The 25,076-nt window shown below is 43.7% G+C and carries 23 protein-coding genes; 9 read left to right on the top strand and 14 right to left on the bottom strand.

Going from position 1 to position 25,076, the window contains the following annotated elements:
* Window positions 1-10: 10 nt before the first annotated feature.
* Window positions 11-1,552: a trimethylamine methyltransferase family protein gene (locus ABXT42_RS08200; protein WP_443627664.1), complete on the bottom strand. Its 1,542-nt coding sequence runs from the start codon at window positions 1,550-1,552 to the stop codon at window positions 11-13.
* A 158-nt stretch (window positions 1,553-1,710) separates the two neighbouring features.
* Between ABXT42_RS08200 and gcvA the strand changes: the two genes are divergently transcribed.
* On the top strand, window positions 1,711-2,589 hold the full coding sequence (gene gcvA / locus ABXT42_RS08195) for a transcriptional regulator GcvA (protein WP_443627663.1): 879 nt from the start codon (window positions 1,711-1,713) through the stop codon (window positions 2,587-2,589).
* 13 nt (window positions 2,590-2,602) lie between these two features.
* On the opposite strand, the gene ABXT42_RS08190 is transcribed toward gcvA, so the two are convergent.
* The 9 genes from ABXT42_RS08190 to ABXT42_RS08150 all read right to left on the bottom strand — a co-directional run bounded on the left by ABXT42_RS08190 (window position 2,603) and on the right by ABXT42_RS08150 (window position 11,196).
* On the bottom strand, window positions 2,603-3,430 hold the full coding sequence (locus ABXT42_RS08190) for an SDR family oxidoreductase (RefSeq protein ID WP_443627662.1): 828 nt from the start codon (window positions 3,428-3,430) through the stop codon (window positions 2,603-2,605).
* 57 nt (window positions 3,431-3,487) lie between these two features.
* Window positions 3,488-4,318: a class II fructose-bisphosphate aldolase gene (locus ABXT42_RS08185; RefSeq protein ID WP_443627661.1), complete on the bottom strand. Its 831-nt coding sequence runs from the start codon at window positions 4,316-4,318 to the stop codon at window positions 3,488-3,490.
* A gap of 6 nt (window positions 4,319-4,324) precedes the next feature.
* Window positions 4,325-5,164 (bottom strand): 5-deoxy-glucuronate isomerase, encoded by an 840-nt coding sequence (locus ABXT42_RS08180; protein ID WP_443627660.1) that lies wholly within the window; start codon window positions 5,162-5,164, stop codon window positions 4,325-4,327.
* Between the two features lie 24 nt (window positions 5,165-5,188).
* Window positions 5,189-6,181, bottom strand: a complete 993-nt coding sequence (locus tag ABXT42_RS08175) for a PfkB family carbohydrate kinase (RefSeq protein ID WP_443627659.1) — start codon at window positions 6,179-6,181, stop codon at window positions 5,189-5,191.
* A gap of 1 nt (window position 6,182) precedes the next feature.
* Window positions 6,183-7,307 (bottom strand): Gfo/Idh/MocA family protein, encoded by a 1,125-nt coding sequence (locus ABXT42_RS08170; RefSeq protein WP_443627658.1) that lies wholly within the window; start codon window positions 7,305-7,307, stop codon window positions 6,183-6,185.
* 46 nt (window positions 7,308-7,353) lie between these two features.
* Window positions 7,354-8,376, bottom strand: a complete 1,023-nt coding sequence (locus ABXT42_RS08165) for an ABC transporter permease (protein WP_443627657.1) — start codon at window positions 8,374-8,376, stop codon at window positions 7,354-7,356.
* Between the two features lie 13 nt (window positions 8,377-8,389).
* Window positions 8,390-9,376, bottom strand: a complete 987-nt coding sequence (locus ABXT42_RS08160) for an ABC transporter permease (protein WP_443627656.1) — start codon at window positions 9,374-9,376, stop codon at window positions 8,390-8,392.
* A gap of 9 nt (window positions 9,377-9,385) precedes the next feature.
* Window positions 9,386-10,168 carry an ATP-binding cassette domain-containing protein gene (locus ABXT42_RS08155; protein ID WP_443627655.1) on the bottom strand — a complete coding sequence of 261 codons (783 nt, stop codon included), beginning with the start codon at window positions 10,166-10,168 and terminating at the stop codon, window positions 9,386-9,388.
* Between the two features lie 95 nt (window positions 10,169-10,263).
* Window positions 10,264-11,196: a substrate-binding domain-containing protein gene (locus ABXT42_RS08150; RefSeq protein ID WP_443627654.1), complete on the bottom strand. Its 933-nt coding sequence runs from the start codon at window positions 11,194-11,196 to the stop codon at window positions 10,264-10,266.
* A gap of 447 nt (window positions 11,197-11,643) precedes the next feature.
* On the opposite strand from ABXT42_RS08150, the gene ABXT42_RS08145 reads away from it, so the two are divergent.
* From ABXT42_RS08145 to ABXT42_RS08115, 7 genes are all read left to right on the top strand, one after another.
* A complete protein-coding gene (locus ABXT42_RS08145) occupies window positions 11,644-12,480 on the top strand; it encodes a MurR/RpiR family transcriptional regulator (protein ID WP_443627653.1) in 837 nt (278 codons plus the stop codon).
* A gap of 114 nt (window positions 12,481-12,594) precedes the next feature.
* Window positions 12,595-14,502, top strand: coding sequence for a bifunctional 5-dehydro-2-deoxygluconokinase/5-dehydro-2-deoxyphosphogluconate aldolase (locus ABXT42_RS08140; RefSeq protein WP_443627652.1), 1,908 nt, complete (start codon window positions 12,595-12,597; stop codon window positions 14,500-14,502).
* 18 nt (window positions 14,503-14,520) lie between these two features.
* The gene (gene iolD / locus ABXT42_RS08135) at window positions 14,521-16,371 is read left to right on the top strand and encodes a 3D-(3,5/4)-trihydroxycyclohexane-1,2-dione acylhydrolase (decyclizing) (protein WP_443627651.1); all 1,851 of its coding nucleotides are present in this window, start codon (window positions 14,521-14,523) and stop codon (window positions 16,369-16,371) included.
* Between the two features lie 3 nt (window positions 16,372-16,374).
* A complete protein-coding gene (iolB, locus tag ABXT42_RS08130; RefSeq protein ID WP_443627650.1) occupies window positions 16,375-17,184 on the top strand; it encodes a 5-deoxy-glucuronate isomerase in 810 nt (269 codons plus the stop codon).
* A gap of 19 nt (window positions 17,185-17,203) precedes the next feature.
* Window positions 17,204-18,103, top strand: coding sequence for a myo-inosose-2 dehydratase (iolE, locus tag ABXT42_RS08125; protein ID WP_443627649.1), 900 nt, complete (start codon window positions 17,204-17,206; stop codon window positions 18,101-18,103).
* 10 nt (window positions 18,104-18,113) lie between these two features.
* Window positions 18,114-19,112, top strand: a complete 999-nt coding sequence (gene iolG, locus ABXT42_RS08120) for an inositol 2-dehydrogenase (protein ID WP_443627648.1) — start codon at window positions 18,114-18,116, stop codon at window positions 19,110-19,112.
* A 45-nt stretch (window positions 19,113-19,157) separates the two neighbouring features.
* Complete coding sequence (locus tag ABXT42_RS08115) at window positions 19,158-20,279, top strand: phytanoyl-CoA dioxygenase family protein (protein ID WP_443627647.1); 1,122 nt, start codon at window positions 19,158-19,160, stop codon at window positions 20,277-20,279.
* Between the two features lie 34 nt (window positions 20,280-20,313).
* Here ABXT42_RS08115 and ABXT42_RS08110 read toward each other — a convergent pair whose 3' ends face one another.
* Window positions 20,314-20,793, bottom strand: a complete 480-nt coding sequence (locus ABXT42_RS08110; protein ID WP_443627646.1) for an Lrp/AsnC family transcriptional regulator — start codon at window positions 20,791-20,793, stop codon at window positions 20,314-20,316.
* A gap of 157 nt (window positions 20,794-20,950) precedes the next feature.
* On the opposite strand from ABXT42_RS08110, the gene ABXT42_RS08105 reads away from it, so the two are divergent.
* On the top strand, window positions 20,951-22,621 hold the full coding sequence (locus ABXT42_RS08105) for a 2-isopropylmalate synthase (RefSeq protein WP_443627645.1): 1,671 nt from the start codon (window positions 20,951-20,953) through the stop codon (window positions 22,619-22,621).
* A 44-nt stretch (window positions 22,622-22,665) separates the two neighbouring features.
* On the opposite strand, the gene ABXT42_RS08100 is transcribed toward ABXT42_RS08105, so the two are convergent.
* The 3 genes from ABXT42_RS08100 to ABXT42_RS08090 form a co-directional block, all read right to left on the bottom strand.
* Complete coding sequence (locus ABXT42_RS08100; protein ID WP_443627644.1) at window positions 22,666-23,040, bottom strand: flavin reductase family protein; 375 nt, start codon at window positions 23,038-23,040, stop codon at window positions 22,666-22,668.
* Window positions 23,041-23,164: 124 nt separating this feature from the next.
* On the bottom strand, window positions 23,165-24,067 hold the full coding sequence (locus ABXT42_RS08095; RefSeq protein WP_443627643.1) for an aldo/keto reductase: 903 nt from the start codon (window positions 24,065-24,067) through the stop codon (window positions 23,165-23,167).
* A gap of 161 nt (window positions 24,068-24,228) precedes the next feature.
* Window positions 24,229-24,504 carry a type II toxin-antitoxin system Phd/YefM family antitoxin gene (locus ABXT42_RS08090; protein WP_443627642.1) on the bottom strand — a complete coding sequence of 92 codons (276 nt, stop codon included), beginning with the start codon at window positions 24,502-24,504 and terminating at the stop codon, window positions 24,229-24,231.
* Between the last annotated feature and the right edge of the window lie 572 nt (window positions 24,505-25,076).

The raw sequence follows: 25,076 nt of genomic DNA, 5'->3' as shown, positions 1-25,076 counted from the left end.
ACGGATCGCTTTAGCGGCCAATTTGTTCACGGGTAAGGCGAATATCAAACTCAGCTCTTATGGCTAAGTCAGCATCATCACTGACATGTGTTGGAAAATAGCTGGCTAATAACTCTTTCTTTTTAGCGATGGCCTTTTCTAATAATACGGGTTTTCCTTGCTCAGCCCAAACGTTGGGGCTACTTCGGTCACCTAAGTCGGGATAAATATACTCAGTTTGCATCACGGATAAAGTTTGGTCTGAGCCTAGATAATGGCCTTTACCGCCCATACACACTTCGTTAATGACATCAAAACTTAAGCAGTCTTCATTCACTGTGACACCTTTGGTCATGCGCATGCAAGCACCCAAAACATCATTGTCCATCAACAAGCTTTCAGGGCAAGCGCCCATAAGGCTGCCATACATTCCAGCAGACTCATACACTATATTGGCACCAGCCATTGAAGCGGCAACTGCAGTGTATGCTCTTTCAGCACCTGCTTGAAAGTCTGGAAACTTAGCGTCGGTCATGCCGCACGCTGTGCCTGTAGGCAAGTCGAAATAGTTACCCATCTGTGCACATGCAGCAGACAATATACCTTGCTCTGGAGAACCACCACTCATGGCTCCAGTGCGTAAATCTGATACAAAAGGCCAAGTGCCAATAATAGCAGGTGCGCCTGGTTTGATAGCGTTCACATACACCAAACCACCCAAGCATTCAGCCCATGCCTGTGATACTGCGCCCGCCAACAAAGCGGGTGCTGTAGCTCCAGCTTGCCCAGCAGAAAGAAGCAAAATGGGCATGCCACCTTCAACACCTACTCTTAGGCACTCTAATGACTCTTCTGCAAAGGTCATAGGTGGCACAACAAAGCAGTTTGACATGCTTACAAAGGGCCTTGCTCTCCAAGCCTCTTCGCTACCTGAAAAGTGATGTAACATTTTAAGACCGGCGCTCACATGATCTGCTTCAGTAAAACTTGTACCTATGTGCTTACTACTGCCCATAACAGAACAGTAAAGGGTGTTTAGATCCATTGTTTTTGGATCATCTATGTCTCTTAACACGCACATGCGTTGGAACATATGAATATGCTCACAAGTGTCTGCAATACGCGCCATATCGTACAAATCTTGCGTGGCTGAATTTCTGTAGGTGTTATTTTCTGGGTCAGACACATGCACTGCTGCGCCGGCCGTAGAAAAGTGTACACGTTGACCATTAATCTCTAAATCATGCTTAGGGTCTACGCCGTGCAGTGTTAGGTTTCTCTGGCAAATACTTAAAGTATGATCAACTAAGCTGCGTGGAATACGTAAGCGGCCATCTTCACCCATTACTGCACCCGCTTTGACCATAGTCTGTGTGCAGTGGTCTGTTGAGCTACCAAACCCTATTTCTTCTAAAATACGATAGGCATTATCGGCAATAGCAGACATCGCACTATCAGATAGGGGCATAAATGTGCCCCCTGTTTCACCCGGGTGAACGGGTTTTGCTTCTTCAGTTAAAGGTGCTAAACGCTCTGCTAAACGGGCCTGACGGCCACCTGATCGACGTGACATATGGTGTGTCCTAGAATGATATTTTTTATTTTTAGTGTGGTGATTTTTAACCTAAATCCTGTTCTAATCAATTGATTAATTCTATGGAACTGCATTAGAATAACTAATGCAAAAATGTGTTGCATTAATTAGGTTAATGCGATTGATGGTAATAATAAATGGCTAGAAAACTACCCCCACTAAATAGTTTGCGAGCTTTTGAAGCCGCGGCTAGACACCTAAGCTTTACTCGAGCTGCAAATGAATTATTTGTTACTCAGGCAGCTATTAGCCACCAAGTAAAGGGTTTGGAGGACTATCTTGGGTATGATTTATTTACTCGCTCACCCCGCAACCTCACATTAACAGCTAGTGGTGCAGCCTTAATGCCTGTATTGGCCGACGCCTTTGATGACATCGCCTACGCTCTTGTGAGCTTGAAACAACAAACAGCAGGTTCAATGCTTAATGTCCGTTTAGCACCTTCATTTGCAGCTAAATGGCTGTCGCCAAGGTTGAAGGAGTTTAGAGAGTTGTACCCGGAGATTGGGTTGTGTTTGTTCCATGCCCACAAACCTGTTGATTTTGAGCGTGAAGACATAGATTTAGCAGTGACTTATGGCAAAGGGGATTGGGTGGGGGTGGAGTGCACTCCCATTATAAAGCTAGATTTTTTTCCTGTGGCAAGCCCCGCGTGGCTGGCCAAAAATACCACTCTAGTAAAACCTGAGCAGCTATTGGACGTGTCGTTATTGCATGATGCCAGCCCGAATGATTGGAATGAATGGTTAAGGCAGGCTGGAGTAAAGGGTGTAAATATTAAGCGCGGCACCACTATGGATGACACCAACGTGTTGATTCAGGCAGCAATAGATGGACAAGGTGTTGCGTTAGGGTCAACGCCATTTGTAGAAGATCACTTAGCTACTGGTCGTTTGGTGGTATTGTTTGATCAGGTTTTAATCACAGATCATGCTTACCATGTGGTTTGCCCTAAGTCACACCTTCAAAGAGCAGACGTTAGGGCATTTAAGGAGTGGTTATTAGCTCAAGTTTAATAACCACACTGATTTAATCAGGAAGTTGATGTTCAGGCACTACCATACCATCACTTGCAGCCCAAACAGATTGGTCAAAATTCACTACTGAGCCTGTCATTAATCCAGATTCATCACTGGCTAAAAAAGCTAAGGCTCGAGCCACTTCGTCAGGGTCTACTAAGCGACCAAAAGGCATCCCTTCACCTACTTTTTCTTGCCAGCCATCTTGGGCCCCATGATATTTACGCTGTATGACATCTTCTTCGTCACTAGACATCCAACCAATATTTAAGCAGTTAACCCGAATGCGATCGCGCATTAACGCGTGGGCTGTATTGCGGGTAAGAGTATTGAGTGCGCCTTTGGAGGTGCAATACGCTGTGAGTATAGGCATGCCAGCATATGCTGCTATAGATCCGATACTAACAATCGTGCCTCCAGTGCCTTTAGAGCGCATCAATTTGGCGGCTTCTTGTATCAAAAAGAACGGCGCACGAACATTGATGTTCATAATACGATCATATAGCTGTGGACTGGTATCTAATATGCTACCTCGTGCCGATAAGCCTGCAACATTGATGAGAATATCAAGCTGTCCAAAATGTTCCTCGGCAGCTTGGATAATAAGTTTTGGAGAGTCTATTTGCTCTAAGTCTGCGGTAACAAAGTGCACTTCACAGGTGGGGTATAACTGTTGAATTTCTTCAGCAACAGCTTTGCCTTTTGTGGTTTGTCTGCCACACAAAATAAGGCCTTTAGCACCTCTTTGTGCAAATAAGCGCGCAGTAGCGGCTCCTAGGCCTTGGCTGCCACCTGTAATAACTGCTATTTTGTTGTTAAGGCCAGTTAATTGCGCCATGGGCATATCTCGTTTTACCTTTTTCTCTTGCTTAACCTGGGTAGGGTATTAGCTGCCTTACTGACCCAATAAACGAATCATTTTATCAGCTTCATCACTCACTTCTGGAATGATGGTTTTCATGATGGTGAGGCGGTCAAATAAGCTTGGGTTGTCATCTAGAGTTTTACGTAAAGTGTGACCAAAACGCTGGCGCAGGCAGGTGCCTATATTAAATTTACACACATTGCCTTTGGCTAAAGTTTGGATATCATGAGTTTTTACACCGCTGGTTCCATGGATCACTAAAGGCACATCTAAAGCCGCTTGCAACTCATTAAAACGGGCGAAATCAATATCCACAAAAGTGTTTTCCAAACGATGCACATTACCTACTGACACAGCTAATACGTCAGGTTTGGCTTGTTCTAGCATCATCAAAGCTTCACTTAAATTAGTTAGCTCAGACTTAATGTGATCACGACCAGTGGCATAAGGCACAGAGCCTACTTCAGCTTCTACAGACACATTCTTAGACTTAGCGTGAGTAACAATTTGTTTCACTCCTGCCACATTTTCTGCGATAGGTAGCTGTGAACCGTCGTACATCACCGAGGTGAAGCCTGCGTCAATGGCTTTAATAACCGTGGGAATGTCGTAATTATGATCTAGGTGCAAACACACAGGCACCGTCGCGCTTTGAGCCAGAGGTTTGAGCATGCCAATGATGTGTTCCAAAGGCATAAATAAAGTCATATCCAAATTTACGGCTAAAATCACACCCGCATTACGTGCTTGGGCAGCATTAACTACCGCTAAAGCATCTTCGTAGCCAAACACGTTAAAACAAGGCACTGCATAGCCACCTTTTAAGGCAGGTTGCATAAGGTCTGTTAAATTAACTAACATAATAATCTACTTAAATTTGCTGATCATATCTTTCATACCGGGAATAGTATCCAGTTGATAGGCATGTTCAGGATGGAAGTTTTGGTGTAATGGACGTTGCGATAAGCCCCCTAAAATAGTGAAGTAATACATTTCATAGCCAGGGCCAGCTACACATGGGTGATAGCCTTTTTCTATTTGGATAGTAGAGGCATTACGAATATGGTACACCTCTCCCATATCTTCACCTTCTTGAGTGAGAAACTGAGCGCCAAAACCATGTTCGGGATTAAACCGAAAGTTATACACTTCATCATGACGACTTTCTGCGGGCAACGTATCGGTATCGTGCTTGTGGGGTGGAAATCCAGACCAGCCTCCAGCACCTACAGTAAATAATTCACTCACTAACAAACGGCCTACTTGACCTGCTTGCGCTTTACCTAAAATGTGTTTGATTTTGCGGTGAGTTTTAGTGTCATCAGAACCATACTGTACTGGGTCAATTTGTGCTTCGCGCACTACAAAAGGCTCATACACTTCATCGTGCTTGGCACCTGAGACGAAAATTTCAGCAGCATCACTGACACAAGTAAAAGTCACCTCTGTACTAAGGGGCACATAAACACCTTCAGGCTCACCTTCCCAAATGTGCATACGCTTACCTACCGCTTCAAAGTGGTGCCCTGCAACACTAACGTCAATACTGCCAGTGGCAGGCACTAAACACGTTTCATAGCCTTCAACCATAGAGGTAAAGGATTCACCTTTAGTGAGCTTAACAATGTTGAAATAACATAAAGGTGTTTTTTCATCGTCTCGGTCTACAATGGCTTTGTTATGGTTGTCATGTGGTGGGATATGCATGTAAAACTCCTTATTTCCGTGACACTAACGCCAGATGGCAGATGGTTTCATGACACTTGATTCTTGTAATATATTAATTTCTTTTGTATTGGGCATAGCCCCAGCGCAGCCGCGTTGAGACACTACAATAGCCGCGGCAGCACTGCCTCTGGAAATGGCCGATTGCCAATCTTTATGCTGATGATAGTGGTCTACTAAATTTCCTAAAAAAGCATCCCCAGCACCATATGGCTTTAATGGGATAACGGGGTAAACACCGCTATCAAGACGCTTGCCTTGGCTAAATAAACTGGCACCATTACCACCGCGTTTAAGCAAAATAGTTTGGTGTACCAAAAGACTGCTGGCACTTTTAATATAGGCCTCTAGTTCATCCGTGAGCACTGCAAACTCTTCCTCATTACCGATAATCACATCAGCATACTGTGCAGCATGGCTATAAATTTCGCGTGTGGTCTCTAAGTCTGGCCAATTCCATGGACGATAATCTAAGTCTAACCACACACAAGTTGAGTTATTTTGAGCATATTGCATAAGCTCTAAAGTGGTGGTGCGTGATGGTTCAGAAATCAGCGCAGTGCCTGTAACCACCAAGTTACTACTGTCAGCTACAGCCGCCTTCATTGCATCGGTAAGGCATAGTTGCAGATCGGCAGCATCATTACGATAGATCACTACATCACAATCTGTCGGTCTTACTTCGGCAATCGCCAAACTAGTGCGGCTATTACCTTGGCAAGTTTGCAACAACGCATCACTAACATTACATTCTTTTAGTTTTTGGCGTACAAAATGACCAATACTATCCTCAGACAAGGCTGTTAATAGTGCTACTTTGGCGCCAACCTTGCCCATGGCCGCTGCAATATTGCCGCCAGAGCCTCCCATATCAGCGGTAAATCCATTGGCATCTCGCGTTTTACCGCCATCAGTTTGAGGGTAAAGATCAAGGCCTGCTCTACCTAGCACTAAAGCATGCCAAGTTTTTGCCGAAGCTGAAGTGGGAGTGTTAGTCATGCTATTGTACGTCCGTCCAATGGCCACTCATGGCTGAACGATCAATGGCGTCCATTACTTTTTCTATTTTTAACCCATCAGCAAAACATGGCCAAGTTTGTCCGCCTTTTTCAATGGTGGTGAGCAATTGATTTAACTCGCACGCTTTAACATCAATATAGCCTAGAGTGTGGCCAGCATTGGGTAAAAAAGCATCATAAGGTTTATGATAAGGGCCTGATAAAATAGTACGGAAACCTTGCTGGCGAGGATCATCACAGCGGGTATAAAGTTGCAATTCGTTAAGGCGTTCTTGATCAAAGCGGATCATGCCTTGAGAGCCATGCACTTCCCAGCTCAAACCACATTTACGCCCCCAAGCTACGCGGCTTACGCGCAAAGTGCCTTTAATGCCACTGTCAAAGCGGGCAATGGCCATACATACATCATCATTGTCCACACTTTTACGGGTATTCGTTTTAGGATCGTGGCGATCTGCATAAACTATGTCATATTCACCCACAACACTATTTATATCGCTGCCCGTCATAAAGTGGGCTACGCTCACTAGGTGACACATTACATCAGCATTGGCACCAGTGCCTGATAACTCTCTATTCATACGCCAGCTGTAAGGGCGATCTGGATCAGCTTCGTTGTCTACGTCGTAAACACCAAAAAAACCAGTAACATCACCAATCACGCCTTCGTTAATCATATCTCTAGCAGCATGCACTAGCGGGTTTTGAGTGTAGTTATAACCCACAATGGTTTTTTGATCGCTCGTTGCAGCAGCATCTACCATAGCTTGAGAGTCTGCCAAATTGGTAGACATTGGTTTTTCACACCACACGTGTTTGCCGGCTGCCAGGGCTGCAATAGCGATTTCTTTGTGTATAGAGTTAGGCACACAAATAGAAATCAAATCCACCTTGGGATCATTAACCACGTCCATATAGTCTGTGCTGCAGCGCGCAAACCCCATTTCTTTGCGTTTGGCTTCTGCAATTTGTGGGTCTTGGTCACACACCATTTCTAACCTTGGGCGCAGATTGCCACCAAAGGCAGTAGCTGCAGATGCGTATGCAATAGAGTGGGCTTTGCCCATAAACGCAGTGCCAATAACACCGATACCTATTTCTTTCATGTCTTTTCTCTCACACTTTTAACACTGATAACTCGTTATAATAAAATTAACGGTTAGCATTTTTGTTATTACTATATTGGTCAGCTACAACAGCTGCGACGATAATAATGCCTTTAACTATATTGGTGTAGAACGAACCAATACCTAAAAATGTAAAACCAGAAGTGATAACGCCCAAAATACACACACCAATAATGGTGCCAGTAATACGACCTTTACCACCCATCAACGAGGTGCCGCCAATAACCACGGCGGCAATGGCGTCTAGCTCGTAGAGCATGCCAGCACCAGATTGAGCTGTTAGAGTGCGCGAAGTCTCAACAACTGCAGCCAAACCATATAGACCACCGGCAATGGTATACACCAACAGTTTGTGAGCTCTGATGTTAATGCCAGCTACACGTGCTGCCTGTTCATTAGAGCCAATGGCATAAGTGTAACGTCCATATCGGGTGTAGCGCAGTAAAAAGTGAAATGCCATAGCGGTGGTCAAGAAGATGATCACTGGAATAATGCCGCTACCTAAAACTGCATAATCGTCTATAAAAAAACTGACTTGAGAGCCACTGGTGTACCAGCGAGCTAAGCCTCTTGCAGCTACAAGCATGCCCAAGGTAGCAATAAACGGAGGGATACCGGCATAGCCAATCAAACTACCGTTGATACCGCCCAAAACAAATCCTACTAAAATGCCTGCAATGATAGGCAAAAGGACAGGCATGTCGGTCAAAGCGGGGTAAACTGCACGAGTATACTCAGACGTTTGTGCAAAGCTTGCAGCCACAAGGCCTGTGAAGGCCAGGGCAGATCCACTTGATAGATCAATACCTGCCATAATGATGATTTGAGTCACACCTATGGCAATAATGCCAATGATAGACATTTGTAAAATGATAATGGTTAGACGCTGGGTGTTAAAAATGAAGCTTTGCCCGGCTATAAACCAGCCCAGCACTTCAAAAATAAACACTGTGCCAAGCAAAACCATAAGAATACTAATGTCTTTTGGCAGCCAGTCTTTCCAGCTTTTTACAGTTTTGTAGCCGCCTGTAGATGAAGATGATGTCATAGTAATGTCCTGGTTATGCGCGTAAGCGTCGTTGGGCTTGGCGGCGTTGATCAAGCATTACTGCACCTACAATAATCATGCCTTTCACAATTTCTTGGTAATAGAAGTCGATACGTAAGAAAGTGAAGCCAGAGGTTATAACACCTAAAATGCAAACTCCAATAACAGTTCCAGTAATACGTCCGCGGCCACCAAACAAAGAGGTGCCACCAATAACCACGGCAGAAATAGCATCTAACTCATACATGGTGCCCATGCCTGATTGAGCAATAGTTGCTCGAGCACACATTACTACACCCGCTAAGCCTGACAAAGATCCTGCAATGGTATACACCATTATCTTATGGCGTCTCACATTAATGCCTGCCACTCGTGCAGCTCTTTCGTTAGAGCCAATCGCATAGGTGTGCTTACCATAAACGGTATGCTTTAAAAGAAGGTGGAATATTACCGCCACTATGAAAAATATTAATACCGGCCAAGCCCCAGAGCCAATGGCAGTAAAAGAATCTGACAAAGAATAGATCGGCTGACCTTCGGTGTAGATAACGGCCACAGCACGTGCGGTAACCAACATACCCAAGGTGGCAATAAATGATGGAATACCTGTATAAGCAGTAATGGCACCATTAATCCAGCCACATGCAGCGCCAACGGCTAAGCCAACCACAATAGGGATGATGATCGGTGAGCCTAAAAATTGTGGAAACATAGGTGCGAAGGCATCAGCTGATTGTGCAAAACTAGCAGCAACCATCGCTGATAAAGCTAATACTGCACCACCTGAAAGGTCTATACCTGAAGTAATGATAACTTGGGTGACACCCACGGCGATAATGCCGAAAATACACACCTGTAAAATAATTATTTCTAGACGTTGTACATTGCCCAAAAAACTTTTGCCTACAACGAACCAGCCAAGTATTTCAAATAACACGGCGATGCCAACAAACACAGCAAATATGCTGGCCTCAGCAGGGAGGTTTGCTCTTTTAAACATGGTAACCCCCTAGATGTAACTAGCTTTTTCGTGAACACCATCTTGCATGCCTGTAATCATAGACACAATTTCATTGCCGTCAGTTTCAGCAGCGATCACTTCACCAACAATACGCCCGCGACGAAAAACCCATATTTTGTCTACTAAGTTAAATACTTGGCGTAAGTTATGACTAATAAGAATAAGGGGAACACCTTGTTCTTTTAAACCACGAATAATATTTTCTACTTGAGTGGTTTCCTGCACACCAAGAGCAGCAGTGGGCTCGTCCATAATGATAAGCTTTGATGCAAAACTAGCTGAGCGGCTAATAGCCACACATTGTCGTTGGCCACCGGACATATCGCCCACATGGTTACTTAAATCTGGTATTTTAATAGCTGTTCTTTCTAATACTTCTTTGGCTTTTTGCATCATCTTCTTTTCATCAAGAATGCTAAAAGGCCCAAATTTGAAAAGTAATTCTTCACGTCCTAAAAATAAGTTTGAAGGCACATCTAAATCATTGCACAAGGCTAAATCTTGAAATACAGACTCAATGCCTGCTTCGCGTGCTTCTAGAGGCGAGTTAAATTCTACTCGTTGGCCTTCAAAAAAAATGTCACCTGAAGAGGGTTGTTCTACTCCAGTAATTTGGCGCACAAAAGTGGACTTTCCTGCACCGTTGTCGCCAACAATGGCAACATGCTCGCCTCTTTTTAAAGTGAAATTGGCTTCTTCTAATGCATGTACACCACCATAACGTTTGGTGAGGTTTTCTGTGCGGAGGATAATGTCGTCTTGGTTGTTCATAGAGTTCTCTAAGACACTGATGGCTAAAAATGAGGCGTAACTAAAAACCTCCGGAGTAAATCCAGAGGTTTTTTCACATACTAAGGCGTTAAAACTTAGTTAGCGCCCATGTAGTCTGCCATGTTATCAGGAGTTACCAATTCAAAAGGAATGGTAATCGAGTTTGGTAGAGACTCACCGTTGATCGCAGCGATTGCAGCGTCGATGCCGCCAGTTGCCTGGCCTGCAGCATTTTGGAATACAGTAACATCCAATTCGCCAGCAGCCATAGATGCAAGTGCATCTGCAGTAGCGTCTACACTACCAATCAACACGTCATCCATGCTGATACCAGCATTTTTGAACGCTTGAACTGCGCCTAGACCCATTTCGTCGTTGTTAGCAAAAACGATATCGATTTCCATACCAGAACTTAACCAGTTAGAGACGATGTCGTTGCCTTTAGAACGCTGCCAGCTGCCTACTTCAACAGCTTCTAAAGTGATGCCATTACACATAGATAGTGCCAACACTTCTTCGAAGTCTTTTGAGCGCGTTATAGCTGCTTCGTTAGACAAAATGCCTTGTAACATTACCGCATTACCTGCACCGCCAGCTAAGTTACATAATTCAAAGGCTGCCAAAGTGCCAGACCAAGTTTCGTTAGAACCCACAAAAGTACTAGTGCCGCCTAAGCTAGCAGAATCTGCTGGCATACGGTTAACGTATACAATTGGAATGCCGGCTGCATTAGCCATTTTAGTCATTTGAGGTGTTGCAGCAGCACTCACTGCAGTAACTACTAGAGCATCAACGCCAGAAGCGATGAAGTTTTGCACTTGGCTTAACTGGGTGCCTACGTCTTCACGAGCATCTTCAATCTGGAAAGTATGACCCCTTTCTTCTGTGTGAGCTTTGGCAGCTTCACGCATTAAAGTTAGAAAGTTATCATCGAAGTTAGAACTTAAATATCCAATGGTTGCAGCATTTGCGCCGGTAGCCATAGCCACAGACAGAGCTGTGACTGCAAACAAATTAATTTTTTTCATTATTTTTCCTCCTAAAAACTTAGCCATGCTAATTTTTAGTGTTTGTTATGCGGAGTATTCCGCGGTTGCTCAATATTACTACTTCAATAACCCAAAGCTGTGCGTTGGGTTAAATGCGTTCACAACAAATATATAGACAGGTTGTAAAAAGGCAACCTAAGCGAACATATCTGGTACGAAACAATTTGTACCATTTTCAAATATAAATTTCAACATTTTTATTTTTGAAATAAATATTCCAAATATAAAATGTTTTGCGTATACTCAAGCAAGATTTAACAGATGAGATGAGTCATCATAACTAAAAGCCTGACAGGGATGTGTTTCAAGCAAGCCTATGCTGTAGAACAGTTTCTAGCCTACAGTATTTCATTTTAGTTTAGATTTTTCTGATATATTAGCACCCATTATAATTTAGCACTGTGCTAGTCGAGTCGAATATAAAATATGACAAAAGTGATTCAAGTAAAGCCACCTCGAGTATTTAGTGATTTAAAGCCTTGGTTGCAAAATCACTATCAAGACCTCCCTAAAAGGCTACAAAGCGTCGCAGTGTTTGCTATGCATAATCCAGACGTTATAGCGCTTAATACCATTGCTTCTATCAGTGAGCAGGTAGGCGTTACACCATCTGCTATGGTGAGGTTTGCTAAATCCCTTGGTTATCAAGGCTTTTCTGACATGCAAATGGTGTTTCAGGAAAGTATGCGGCATGTGCCGCAACCTTATTCTGAGCGATTAAATTCTATGCAGCGCTCGGCAGACACAAAGCAGACTGTTTTGTCGCATTTTACCCAGGCTGCTTCAGAATCTATTGCTCGTTTGGAACACAATGTAGATGCAAATGCGCTATTAAAGGCTAGTGAGCAGCTAGCACAGGCAAGAGTAGTATATATTGCAGGCCAAGGAAGGGCAGAACCTGTAGTTGCTTATTTACACTACACCTTGGTCAAACTTGGGGTTCATTCAGTGGTTTTGACTGGTATGCCCCATAGTATGGCTGATAAGGCTCGCATGTTAAAAGAAGATGACGTGCTGTTAGCGATTAGCTTTAGCCCCTACACTGCAAATACCAGAGAATTGGTAGATATTTGTTTGGCTAACAACACCAATGTAGTGGCTTTAACTGACTCAACATTGAGCCCAATTGCCAGAGGTGATGATTTTCATTTGGAAGTATTGGAAGAGGAAGTCAGTGGTTTTAGAGGATTGTCTGCAACTATGTGCTTAGCGCTTTGTTTGGCTGTAGAAACTGGAAGAGTGCGGGCAGAGCTGGGTAATTAGTAAATAAAAATTAGTTAAACATTAAGATAATCTATCTTGTAAAGGTAAAAAAGCAAAAACACCCAATTTTTTGCTGCTCACAATTTGGAATATATATTTCGTTTAGGTTTAAATATGGAACATAAGAGTTTGGATTTAGTGTGTTTTGGTCGTTCTAGTGTTGATCTATATGGTCAGCAGGTTGGTGGTCGCTTAGAAGATATGGGTAGTTTTGCCAAGTATGTGGGCGGCAGTCCTGCTAATACCGCCATAGGCACTGCGCGCTTGGGGCTTAAATCAGCCATGATCACAAGGGTAGGTGATGAGCATATGGGGCGTTTTATACGCCAAACTATGCAAGCTGAAGGCGTGGATGTGCAAGGAGTGAAAACTGACCCTCAGCGTTTAAGTGCTTTGGTGATTTTAGGCATTCAAGACGAGACACAATTTCCTCTTATTTTTTACCGTGAAGATTGTGCCGATATGGCTTTGTGTGAAGATGACATTGATGAAAACCTTATTAAAAAAAGTAAAGCGTTACTTCTATCAGGCACTCATTTAAGTACGCCTAAAGTAGCTGCGGCAAGTCGCAAAGCGATAGCGTTGGCCAAAAAACATGGCACGCAAGTGGTACTAGATATTGATTACAGGCCCAATCTTTGGGGTTTGGCTGGTCATGGTAATGGTGAAAGTCGATTTATTGCTGATAAAAATGTGAGTGAGCATGTACAGGCATTCTTACCTGATATAGACCTTATTGTAGGTACTGAAGAAGAGTTTCATATTGCTGCTGGGAGTGAGGATAGCCTTGAGGCTTTAGCTATAGTGCGCAGCATGTCTAAGGCAACATTGGTGTGTAAGCGTGGGGCATTAGGCTGTCGGGTATTTGAAAAACATATTAATGGTTGGCAATCTGGCGCAAAAGGACCAGGTTTTGAAGTGGAAGTTTATAATGTATTAGGTGCTGGCGATGCCTTTATGTCTGGTTTATTGCGCGGTTGGTTAGGCGGTGAAGACTGGCCTACAAGTTGCGCTTACGCAAATGCTTGCGGCGCTTTCGCGGTTTCGCGCCATGGCTGTTCTCCAGCAGTGCCTTCATGGCAAGAATTAGAGTATTTCTTGGCTCATGGTAGTGAGCACAGATCACTGCGTTTTGACCCCGTATTAAATCATATCCATCGCACTACTAATCGAAATAAAGAATATACACGTTTGGCAGCCTTTGCCATTGATCACCGCCACCAGTTTATAAAATGGGCTAAAGCTGCTGGCAAATCTTTGGCTGATGTTGCTAAATTTAAGCTTCTCGCGGTGCAGGCTGCACAACAAGAAGCAGGGGAAGATAAAGGTTTTGGCATGCTAGTAGATGACAAAACAGGGCGTGCGGCATTGCATCAAATTACCAGTACCAAGGCATGGATAGGTAGGCCTATAGAAGCCTCAGGTGAGTTTCCTCTGCAACTAGAAGCGCAAGGTGACATAGTAGAACATCTGTTTGATTGGCCACTTAATCAAACCGTTAAAGTATTGTGCCCTTATCGGTTGGATGATGATGAACAAACCCGTAAACACCATGAACAGCTGATCCTAAAGCTAGATAAAGCCTGTCGCTTTACTGGGCACCAATGGTTGTTAGAAATAATTACCGCCCGTGATGGTGGCGTTCCAGCCTTTGAGCAAGTGGCGCCAATTATGCAGCACTTTTATGATCTAGGTGTTAAGCCAGACTGGTGGAAACTAGAGCCAGCATTAGAAAATACATACTGGGATAAAGTAGGTCAGATCATTGATCAAAACGATATTTATTGCCAAGGTATTATCGTGTTAGGTTTAAACAGCACTATCCAGCAGATTGAAGAAGCATTTTTGGCAGCGGCTAAGCAACCTTGGGTTAAAGGTTTTGCGATTGGTCGTACACTGTTTGCACAAGCTGCACAAAGCTGGTTGCAAGGAGAGCTTAACGATGCCCAGGCCATTGAATTAATGGCCCAAAAATACCGATTAATCATTGCTGCTTGGGATAATGCCCAAGCTCAAAAGTAATATAAAGAGTAACTTGCTATGTCTACAACCACACGCACTATTAGATTAACTGCTGCCCAAGCACTCACTCGTTTTTTGATAAACCAACATACAAAGCTTGGTAATGGCGAAGAAATGCCTTTTTTTGCTGGAGTATGGGCTATCTTTGGCCATGGCAACGTGGCAGGTGTTGGTGAGGCTTTGTATCAAGTCAAAGATCAATTGCCTACATTTCGTGGGCATAATGAACAATCTATGGCATTGGCAGCGATTGCATTTGCTAAAGCGCGCCAACGCCAGCAAGCGATGGTGGCCACCACATCCCTCGGCCCTGGAGCTACAAACTTGGTTACTGCAGCAGGCGTGGCTTATGTTAATCGCTTGCCTGTATTGCTGGTGCCTGGCGATGTTTTTGCTTCTGGACAGCCAGACCCAGTGTTGCAGCAATCTGAAAACTTTGCAGACGGTAGCAGCACCGTGAATGATTCTTTGCGACCAGTCAGCCGATACTTTCATCGTATCACCCGTCCTGAGCAGTTAATACAAGCCCTGCCAAAAGCAATGGTTGCACTTACAGATCCTGCTTTATGTGGGCCAGCAACCATTAGCCTTTGCCAAGACGTGCAGTCTTTAGCATTTGATTTTCCAGAATATTTTTTTGAAAAACGTGTATGGAGATTACGTCGCCAAGGCCCAGATGAATATGAATTAAGCCAAGCGGTAAACACGTTACTGGCTGCTAAAAAACCTGTCATTGTCGCAGGTGGCGGTGTGCGTTACTCAATGGCAGAAAACCAGCTACAAGCATTTGCCAAGCGCCATCAAATCCCAGTGATTGAAACCCAAGCAGGTAAATCTTCAATGCTGGCTAGCGACCCGTTAAATGCCGGCGCCGTAGGTGTCACAGGTGTAGATAGTGCGAATGATTTGGCAGCTAATGCAGACGTGGTGTTGGCAGTGGGAACCCGCTTACAAGACTTTATTTCAGGCTCCAATACCTTATTTACAGGCCAAGTCATCCAACTTAATGTGCAACCTATGGACGCTATTAAATTTCGTGCTCAAAGCTTGTTAAGTGATGCTAAATTGGGCCTTGAGTTATTATCATCAAAGCTTGGTAACTATGTCAGTCCAGCTGCTTGGCAGCAAACAAGCCATGCAGGGATCTCTTCATGGGCTAAAATTTGCGAAGATATATTACCTGCAGCAGATGATAAAACCATACCTTCAGATGCACAGGTGATTGCCGCTGTAAATGCAAGTGTAGATGACAATGCCGTAGTGGTTGCTGCAGCAGGTAGTTTACCAGCAGAGCTTCATAAACATTGGCGCGCACAACAAGTGGGTGGTTACCACTTGGAGTATGGTTATTCGTGTATGGGCTACGAAATTTGTGGTGGTGTAGGCGCCAAATTAGCCTGTCCAGAGCGTGACGTGGTGGTGATGGTAGGTGATGGCTCTTACATGATGATGAACTCTGATATAGCCACTGCTGTGAGCATGGGTTTGCAGCTTACTATCGTAGTATTAGACAACGAAGGCTTTAGTTGTATTAACCGTTTGCAAATGGCCACAGGTGGCGCCAACTTTAATAACTTATTAAAAGATACCTATAATAAAGGACTGGCACAGATTGATTTCGCTGGCCACGCTCGGTCAATGGGTGCACATGCAGTGCATGTTGATGATATAGGTGGACTAAAACAAGCTGTACAAGAGGCGCGTAAACGCTTGGGTGTAAGTGTAGTCGTGATTGATACAGATCCGCTTATTAATTCACCAGGTGGGGCTTATTGGGAAGTAGAAGTGCCAGAAGTCTCTACTCGTGAAGAGGTTGTGGATCAACACCAGCAGTGGACACAAAAGCGCATTGCGCACAGGGGCTACTAAACGATGTCAAAACTATTAATTAAACCCGCAGCTCAAAGCCAAGTGCATCAAGTGACGCCACAATCTGCGGGTTGGAGTTATGTAGGCTTTTCAGTACACGATTTAGCACAAGGGCAAACCCTAGAATGCCAACAACAAGGGCGAGAGCTATGTATCGTGATATTGACAGGCACTGCCAATATCACCGTGGGTGAACAAACCTGGCTTAAGGTCGGTGGGCGCACTAGTGTGTTTGTTGACCAACCGCCAGGAGCGGTTTATGTGCCAGCCAGTGAAATGGTGACAATAGAGGCCCAAGATGCAATCGAAGTGGCAGTGTGCAGTGCACCAGGGCAAGGTAAGCACGGCAGTAATGGTGAAGCACGATTAATAGACCCAAACACCATGTCACAAGAAGTAAGAGGGCAAACTACCAATACTAGATATGTGCGTAATATTTTGCCAGAAACCCAAGCTGCAGATAGCTTGTTAGTGGTTGAAGTGATCACTCCGTCTGGTCATTGGTCATCTTATCCGCCACATAAGCACGATAGGGACGCAAGCCCAGAAGAAACCTTATTAGAAGAAACTTATTATCATCGACTAAATCCGCCATCTGGCTATGCACACCAACGTGTATATACCGACGATCGTAGTTTAGATGAGACCCTCTCTGCGCAAGATAGGGATGTAGTGCTGGTGCCTAAAGGCTACCACCCAGTAGGGGTGCCACATGGTTATACAAGTTACTACTTAAATGTGATGGCCGGGCCTACAAGGCAATGGCACTTTTTTAATGATCCAGCACATGAATGGATGTTGGAAAAAAAATAGACAAGTGAGAGAAACGCTAATGAACTTAAAATTTGGAATGTCCCCCATTTCTTGGAGCAATGATGATTTGCCAGAATTAGGTGGAGAAACATCGTTAGAAACATGTTTACGTGAAACTCGCTTAGCTGGTTTCACAGGCACAGAAACAGGTGGTAAATTCCCCAAAGATGCTGCGAGTCTAAAAAAAGTGCTCAAAGAGCATGATTTGAAACTAGTGTCAGGTTGGTATTCTGGCCAGTTGTTAAGCATTAGTGCTGAGCAAGAGATTGAAAATATAAAGCCTCAGTTGGAGCTATTTCGCGACTTAGGTGCAGCTGTTTTGGTGTATGGAGAAACTTTTGAAACCGTACAAAATGTGCGTAATGCGCCTTTGTGTAACAAACCTACCTTACCCGAAGCCGATTTTGTAGCCTATGGCGAACGCCTGACCAAAGTAGCGCAGTATTGCGCCAGTGAAGGGGTACCTTTGTCATTTCATCACCACATGGGTACCGGTGTTGAAACTGAACGCGAGCTAGACTTAGTAATGCAAAACACAGGTGATGCTGTGGGTTTATTGGTAGATACAGGACACCTAGTGTTTGGTGGTGGCGATTTATTGGGTGTGGTAGATCGTTACGGACACCGTATTAACCATGTACATACAAAAGATATTCGTCAAGACATTATGGCTGGTGTAGATCGGACTAAAGACTCATTTTTAGACTGTGTATTACGTGGCATATTCACTGTGCCAGGTGACGGTATGATTGATTATGGTCGTTTTATGCAAGCCTTAGCCGACAAAAATTATGAAGGTTGGGTGATCGTAGAAGCCGAGCAAGATCCAGCCAAAGCCAATCCATACGAATATGCATGTATGGGTTATAAAGCCTTACAAAAAGCTGCTTTAAATGCAGGCTACTCAATTGTTGATTAAGGAAAATACCATGGTAAAGCTAGCATTATTTGGTGCAGGGCGCATAGGAAAAATACATGGACGCAATGTGATGCTCCATCCAGATGCTAAGTTGGTGGCCTTATATGATCCATATCAACCTAATGCTGATGAGCTTAGCCAAGCTTTGGGTTGCGTGCAGATGACACCGCAAGAGATCTTTGCAGACCCATCCATCGATGGTATTTTGGTGTGCTCGGCCACAGACACCCATGCCGATTTAATAGAGCAAGCGGTGGCTTGTGGAAAACATGTGTTTTGTGAAAAACCCATCGACTTATCTTTGCCTCGTGTGCAACAAGTTGTGGATAAAGTTAAAGCGAGCAAAATCATATCTATGCTTGCGTTTAATCGCCGTTTTGATCCCAACTTTGCCTTGCTACAGCAGCGCATAGCGGCAGGTGACGTAGGTGAGGTAGAAATGGTGAGTGTGATATCAAAAGACCCTTCACCACCGCCTGTGGACTATATTAAGGTGTCTGGTGGATTGTTTCGTGACATGACCATTCATGATTTCGATATGGCGCGGTTTTTGTTAGGTGAAGAAGTGGTAGAGGTGTCTGCACAAGCCTCGTGTTTGGTGGATGGCGCTATTGGTGAAGCTGGAGACGTGGATACCGCCTTGGTAATGCTGCGCACAAAATCTGGTAAATTAGCCCAAATATCCAATAGCCGCAGGGCTAGCTTTGGCTATGACCAGCGTATTGAAGTGCATGGCAGCTTAGGCATGTTAACCGCAACTAATGTGAACGAACATACTCTAACAAGCTACACCCAAGACGGGGTGAATAGTGCTAAGCCGTTACACTTTTTCTTAGAGCGCTATGAACACGCTTATCAATCTGAAATGGGTGGGTTTATATCTGCTATTAAAGGTGTTGATGTGGTGTTACCAAATATGGAGGATGGCTTGCAATCTTTGCGTTTGGCAGAAGCGGCTCTTTTATCGGTGGCGCAAAAGCGCACAGTGTTGTTGAGTGAAATAGACTAAATTGCTAGATTTTAGCAGTAAGCAGTGCACAGTGAGGTGAAAAATATGACCAGCATGAACGCCTTTGTGGCAAGCCTAGAGCCTAAAAATCAGCTTAAAGATTACCCCCATGCAGTAGATTTTCAACAGCAAATCCCTGTTTTTGATGGTGATCAATTACGTGGTTTAAATGCTCAAGATAAAGCCATAGTGAGCGCCCAGTGGGTACACTGTTGGCAGCATGGTGCAGGAGTGTTCATCGTGCGCAAGCTCTTTGACCACATGCCCACAGTGGATGCTGCTACACAGGTTTTTTATGACTTAATGCATGAGCAAAACCAAACAGAGCATAACTTAGCAGATCACTTTGCTGCTTCAGGCGCTAACAGCCGTGTGTGGAATTGTTTAGAAAAAATGGCAGTGAATAATGCCGCAGCGTTTATTAGCTATTATAAAAACCCACTATTGGCTGATATATGCACGGCGTGGCTTGGGCCTGATTACCAAATTACCTCACAAGTGAATCTAGTGCATCCAGGAGGTGCGTCTCAGCAACCTCATCGTGATTATCATCTTGGATTCACCAATGATGAACAGGTGAAACGTTACCCACTGCATGTGCAAGTGATGTCGTCCATGCTCACCTTGCAAGGTGCAGTGGCCCATATTGATATGCCGGTGGAATCTGGCCCTACATTATTATTACCCTACTCCCAGCGTTATGAACAAGGCTATGGTTTGTATCGCAACCCTGAATTTAAAGCCTATTTTGCAGAACATGCAGTGCAGATACCTCTTAAAAAAGGCGATGGACTATTTTTTAATCCTGCGTTAATGCATGGTGCTGGCGCAAATATATCAAAAGATGTGCAGCGTATGGCAAACCTGTTGCAGATTTCTTCTGCCTTTGGCAAAGCGATGGAATCTATTGACCAGCAACGCATGCAGCTTGCTTGTTATGACGACCTAAGTAAAACCAAGCTAAGTAGTGATGAGTTATCAGCTGTAGCCACAGCTTTAAGTGACAGTTATCCGTTTTCTAGTAATATGGATCGAGATGCACCAGGGGCAAGTTTAAAGCCTTTAAGTGGGCGTGATATATTACTTGAGGCATTGGAGCAGCAGTGGCCATTGCAACAGCTTCAAGAGGCGCTAGCAGCACTGAGCTGGCGCAAAGCTTCTCATTAGCCATTTTAGTTTCTAGTCTCGTAGCAAATAACAGCTAAGCCTTTACATAGCCCAAAGGCAGTGCTGTGCTGTCTAGTACCTTGCGCATAACAAACGCAGACTTCACACCGCTTACACCTTTAATTTTGGTGATTTTCCCTAACAGAATATCGTGGTATCGATCCATGTCAGGCACCACCACTTTAAGCTGATAGTCAGCTTCGTGCCCGGTGATTAAATAGCACTCCATCACCTCTGGTAGCTGCGACACAGCAAGTTCAAATTCATCAAAGCGTTCAGGAATATGTTTGTCCATAATAATATGCAATATTGCCGTGAGGTTAAGATTCACAGCTCTGTCATTGATACGCACCACACGATCACGAATCACCCCAGTGTCTTCTAGCTGTTTTACCCGCCTAGAGCAGGGTGCAGCTGTAAGGCCCACCCGCTCAGCTAATTCTTGGTTTGATAGGCTGCCGTTATCTTGTAGATTGCGTAATATAGCAAGGTCGAATCGGTCTAATGTGGTCATAGTAGCTGCTTAAATGAGTTTTTCGGCAAATAAATTTCGTATATTCATTTTTATGTTATGAATTATTGCTAATAATGTCAAATTTAAGCCAAAATAAATAAGCTATTGCGCACGCTTGGATATACACTAGTTCAAATAAGTTAATTTGAGCACCATTATGTTTGATCACACCTTTAACCACCTTAAATATCAGCCATTTCAAGCCACGCCTTTGCCAGATCGCACATGGCCAAGCAAATCGATAGAAAAAGCACCAATGTGGTGTAGTGTGGATTTACGTGATGGTAACCAGGCATTGGTAAACCCGATGAACGGGCAACAAAAGCTACGTATGTTTGAGTTGTTGGTAAAGCTTGGGTTTAAGCAAATAGAGGTGGGTTTTCCGTCAGCCTCAGTGCCAGACTTTGATTTTGTACGTATGTTGATCGAAGAAGGTCGTGTGCCAGAAGATGTGACTCTGCAAGTGCTTACGCCGGCTCGTGAAGAGTTAATTAAAAAGACCTACGAAGCCTTGGATGGTGTTAAAAAAGCCATAGTGCACGTTTATAATTCCACCTCTACAGTGCAGCGTGAACAAGTGTTTGGCTTACCAGAAGCAGGTATTAAAGCCATTGCCGTCCAAGGCGCCAAATGGGTGCAACAATACGCAAATAACTATCCAGACACCCAATGGGGTTTTGAGTATTCACCAGAAAGCTTTACCGGCACAGAAATGGATTACGCTGTAGAAGTGTGTGACGCCGTTATTAAGCAATGGCTACCCAACAATGGTCGTGAATTGATTATTAACTTACCCTCCACTGTAGAGCTTTCTACGCCTAATTTGTTTGCCGATCAGATTGAATATTTTTGTCGCCATTTACAGCATCGTAAAGATGTGACCATCAGCTTGCATACACACAACGACCGAGGCTGTGCAGTAGCTGCGGCAGAGTTAGGTATTTTAGCTGGAGCTGATCGTGTGGAAGGCACTTTGATGGGCAACGGTGAGCGTACAGGTAATATGGACGTTATTACTATGGCCATGAACTTGTACTCTCAAGGCATGGACCCCATGCTAGACCTAGGCAATGTATTAGAAATTATTGAAGTGGTTGAAAGTTGTACTGAAATCGCAGTGTCTCCACGCCATCCATGGGCTGGTGAGCTAGTTTACACCGCTTTTTCAGGCAGCCATCAAGACGCTATCCGTAAATCTGTGGCTTATCATAAAACCCATAACAAAACTCACTGGGACGTGGCATATCTACCCATAGACCCACGTGACATTGGCCGTGAATATGAAGCTGTAGTGCGTATTAATAGCCAAAGTGGCAAAGGTGGCGTGGCGTTAGTGCTAGAGCGAGATTACGGTATTGAACTACCTAAGTGGATGCATCCGGCGGTAAGTACAGTGATACAAAAAGCCACAGAGGCATCAGGGGCTGAAGTGTCATCTAAACATATCAAAACCTTGTACCAAAACCATTTTGTAGATGTGCAAGCGTCATGGCAGTTACAAGATTATAGTATTCAGGCTCAAAGCACTAAGGACAATGGTCAAGAAATTAAAGCCAGCTTTACAGTAGGACAAACCTTATTGTCTGGCCATGGTGCAGGCGCTATAGAAGCCTTAAGTGATGCATTGAGTGTGCATCATGGGTGTGATTTAGAAGTGACACAGTTTGACCAGCATGCACTTAGCAGTGGCACTGATGCGCAAGCATTAGCGTGTATGGAAGTGCGTGTGAATGGTGTGGTATTGCATGGCATAGCGCAAGCAGAAGACACCACAGCAGCAGCCTTGCAGGCAATGCTAACCGCCTTTAGCCGTAAATCGCTTAACTAAACTTCACGCTATTCTGTGCTTAAAGTAGGTGGATTGTAAGTAAGCTATTGAGAGAATTTACCAAACTGGCCTCCAGCAAACATCAATGGCTTGCCCTGGTTATGTGTGAACTGCTCTACTTTACCAATAATTATAGTGTGGTCACCGCCATCGAAAGTGGTGTGTATGCTGCATTCAAACCTTGCTATGGCCTTGTGTAAAATGGGTAAATGATTACTGTCGAAATGCCATTGGCCTTCTTCAAATGTGCTTGAGTCTTTGGCAAACTTTAATGCTAGATCAGCTTGGTCTTCTGCCAACACATGCACTGCAAAAAGGGCTGCATTACAAAACAAATCTTTGTTGCCAGACTTGTTGGCTACAGACCATAAAATTAAAGCAGGGTCTAATGAAACCGAAGCAAATGCATTGACAGTCATGCCCACTGGATTTTGGTTGTCATGGGCTGTAATTACAGTGACGCCCGTAGCAAATTTCCCTAGGGCATTTCTAAATTATTTTTGATTATCAAGGGTTGTTTGGATCATTTTCTCTTCCATCATATTAAACGACTTCCTGGCCAAGGGAGGCGGTGTAAATCTCAAACCATGCCTGACGATCAAGGCTTACCTTAAATGCATTAGATAATGATTTAATACGACTTAGGTTGTTGGTACCCATTACAGGTAAAACGTTGCATGGATGCTTTAATAGCCACGCAATAGCGACTGCATCGGCAGTGGTGTTTTGTTCATTGGCAATGTGGGTGAGACAGCTAAGAATGGCTTTGCTTTTATCATCCTTAGCATTAAATAATGAGCCACCACCAAGAGGAGACCAAGCCATAGGGCTAATTTTATTTTCTTGTAAAAAGGCAATGTCACCATTGGTTAAAGCGCTAGTTTCCGCCACACTAAGCTCAATTTGGTTGGTGACCAATTTGTTACTCATGGCTGATTGCAGCAAGCTCCAATCATGGGGTTTGAAGTTTGAAACACCTACAGATCCTACTTTGCCAGAGCGCACTAAATCATCTAATGCGCGTCCAGTGTCTTCATGATCCATCAAGGGGTCTGGGCGATGGACTAATAAACAGTCAATATGGTCTATTTTCATGTGTGTTAAGGAGCACTCTACTGAATACTTAATATGCCCAGATGAAGTGTCATAATACTTCACCCGAGCGCTCTCATATCTGCCCACTGGTGCTACAATGTCGCACTTGGTAATGATCTCTACCTTCTCTCGCAAATGTGAAGCAGCAGCAAAACACTTACCAAGTATTGCTTCAGCAGCATAGCCGCCGTAAATGTCTGCTTGGTCTATAGATGTGATACCTTGTTCTAAGCAGGCTTCTATTTTGGCTTGCACAGCATTAGGGGAGGTATCGCTATCATCCCCCAAACGCCACATGCCGTAGATAATTTGGCTTAACTCTAAATCTTTTGAGAGTGCTATGCGTTGCATTAATGTCTTGCTCCTGTTCTTAATATTGTGTTTTTTGAGGGTAGAGTCCTAATGTGTAAGTGTAATCAGCTAGTCGTTTAATGCCCAACGATAGCAAAGATATAAATTGAAGTGTCATCAAATTTATAAATGAGCCTATCTTTTTGTGTTAAACGACAAGATCATAAAATTGTAAGTTTATGCTTTAATTGTTCAGGTATTCCTTTGTCTTTACTAGGGTCGCCTCTGAGCATTTCCTTTAAAATATGGCAAAGAGCTGTGTGCATTGTTTTATCTTTGTGCCCATGTATTGGCTTCAAATACCAGTCATCACCACTTAACATCACAAACTCATCCCCACTTTTACGAGTTAGCTTTAAAGGCGAGTGTTCACGAATCACCTGTCCTACAAAGCTTTTTATGTGTTCTCTAAATCTATTTATGCTGATGCCATTCACTGTATACTCCATTTAAGTGCAGCATTACCGTACATCATAATAAAAGAGCTTTAACAAAGAAAATACACCTGCACCGCAAAAGAACGCACCTTCATTTAATGATAAAAAATTAATAAAGCAAATAGTAAGGCCATATAATAAAGCCGTATTTCACATTTATGATTGTGGGTTTACGTTTCTTAATTTAAATTGATGCTGAGTTTGCTTTTCTTAATCATTACTAAAGCTCATTTAATATAAGATAGAGCGTATCAACCACAATAGGCTTATGGGTTTGGTGATTCATACAGTAAAGCAGGCTTTTGTTATTAGAGAGCCGTTAGGCCTCTTAAATGGGCTGTTATGTTGCACTAAAGGTTAAATGTTAATTTTATGAAAATTGTAGAGTATGAACGGTCACTGCAATGGGTGGGTGATCTGAAATGTAATAGTTGTGAAGGCTTAACTTGATGCACACCCACGTTAATAGGCACGCCAATTAGTTACAATGCAATGTATGAGGAGACCAACAAAAGCAAATAGATGTTATAAAAGGCCTTGTAAACTCTTAACAGGGCTTCATCTCTCATTTT

The sequence above is a fragment of the Candidatus Njordibacter sp. Uisw_002 genome, from assembly GCF_047730155.1.
Classification (GTDB): Bacteria; Pseudomonadota; Gammaproteobacteria; order Pseudomonadales; family Balneatricaceae; genus Njordibacter.
Note: the sequence above shows the minus strand (reverse complement) of the source record. Positions and strands in the feature narration are given on the sequence as shown.

Coding starts and splice junctions, on each gene's coding strand:
- ABXT42_RS08200 (WP_443627664.1), bottom strand. CDS start 1,552: ATGTCACGTCGATCAGGTGGCCGTCAGGCCCGTTTAGCAGAGCGTTTA.
- gcvA (WP_443627663.1), top strand. CDS start 1,711: ATGGCTAGAAAACTACCCCCACTAAATAGTTTGCGAGCTTTTGAAGCC.
- ABXT42_RS08190 (WP_443627662.1), bottom strand. CDS start 3,430: ATGGCGCAATTAACTGGCCTTAACAACAAAATAGCAGTTATTACAGGT.
- ABXT42_RS08185 (WP_443627661.1), bottom strand. CDS start 4,318: ATGTTAGTTAATTTAACAGACCTTATGCAACCTGCCTTAAAAGGTGGC.
- ABXT42_RS08180 (WP_443627660.1), bottom strand. CDS start 5,164: ATGCATATCCCACCACATGACAACCATAACAAAGCCATTGTAGACCGA.
- ABXT42_RS08175 (WP_443627659.1), bottom strand. CDS start 6,181: ATGACTAACACTCCCACTTCAGCTTCGGCAAAAACTTGGCATGCTTTA.
- ABXT42_RS08170 (WP_443627658.1), bottom strand. CDS start 7,307: ATGAAAGAAATAGGTATCGGTGTTATTGGCACTGCGTTTATGGGCAAA.
- ABXT42_RS08165 (WP_443627657.1), bottom strand. CDS start 8,376: ATGACATCATCTTCATCTACAGGCGGCTACAAAACTGTAAAAAGCTGG.
- ABXT42_RS08160 (WP_443627656.1), bottom strand. CDS start 9,376: ATGTTTAAAAGAGCAAACCTCCCTGCTGAGGCCAGCATATTTGCTGTG.
- ABXT42_RS08155 (WP_443627655.1), bottom strand. CDS start 10,168: ATGAACAACCAAGACGACATTATCCTCCGCACAGAAAACCTCACCAAA.
- ABXT42_RS08150 (WP_443627654.1), bottom strand. CDS start 11,196: ATGAAAAAAATTAATTTGTTTGCAGTCACAGCTCTGTCTGTGGCTATG.
- ABXT42_RS08145 (WP_443627653.1), top strand. CDS start 11,644: ATGACAAAAGTGATTCAAGTAAAGCCACCTCGAGTATTTAGTGATTTA.
- ABXT42_RS08140 (WP_443627652.1), top strand. CDS start 12,595: ATGGAACATAAGAGTTTGGATTTAGTGTGTTTTGGTCGTTCTAGTGTT.
- iolD (WP_443627651.1), top strand. CDS start 14,521: ATGTCTACAACCACACGCACTATTAGATTAACTGCTGCCCAAGCACTC.
- iolB (WP_443627650.1), top strand. CDS start 16,375: ATGTCAAAACTATTAATTAAACCCGCAGCTCAAAGCCAAGTGCATCAA.
- iolE (WP_443627649.1), top strand. CDS start 17,204: ATGAACTTAAAATTTGGAATGTCCCCCATTTCTTGGAGCAATGATGAT.
- iolG (WP_443627648.1), top strand. CDS start 18,114: ATGGTAAAGCTAGCATTATTTGGTGCAGGGCGCATAGGAAAAATACAT.
- ABXT42_RS08115 (WP_443627647.1), top strand. CDS start 19,158: ATGACCAGCATGAACGCCTTTGTGGCAAGCCTAGAGCCTAAAAATCAG.
- ABXT42_RS08110 (WP_443627646.1), bottom strand. CDS start 20,793: ATGACCACATTAGACCGATTCGACCTTGCTATATTACGCAATCTACAA.
- ABXT42_RS08105 (WP_443627645.1), top strand. CDS start 20,951: ATGTTTGATCACACCTTTAACCACCTTAAATATCAGCCATTTCAAGCC.
- ABXT42_RS08100 (WP_443627644.1), bottom strand. CDS start 23,040: ATGACTGTCAATGCATTTGCTTCGGTTTCATTAGACCCTGCTTTAATT.
- ABXT42_RS08095 (WP_443627643.1), bottom strand. CDS start 24,067: ATGCAACGCATAGCACTCTCAAAAGATTTAGAGTTAAGCCAAATTATC.